The organism is Shewanella sp. NKUCC05_KAH, from assembly GCF_019345585.1.
GTDB classification, from domain to species: Bacteria; Pseudomonadota; Gammaproteobacteria; order Enterobacterales; family Shewanellaceae; genus Shewanella; species Shewanella oncorhynchi.
Map to the genome: position 1 here is coordinate 1 of NZ_JAHKQZ010000074.1, position 223 is coordinate 223.

Sequence of the window (223 nt, forward strand, 5' to 3'; positions counted from 1 at the left end):
CGTACCCCAAACCGACACAGGTGGTCGGGTAGAGAATACCAAGGCGCTTGAGAGAACTCGGCTGAAGGAACTAGGCAAAATGGTACCGTAACTTCGGGAGAAGGTACGCTCTTGTTGGTGATGAGACTTGCTCTCTAAGCTGACGGGAGTCGCAGATACCAGGTGGCTGCAACTGTTTATCAAAAACACAGCACTGTGCAAACTCGCAAGAGGAAGTATACGG

General features: G+C 51.1%; 1 rRNA gene. It reads left to right on the forward strand.

From position 1 onward, the window contains the following. A 23S ribosomal RNA gene (locus tag KO533_RS22525) occupies positions 1 to 223 on the forward strand; the annotation flags it as partial.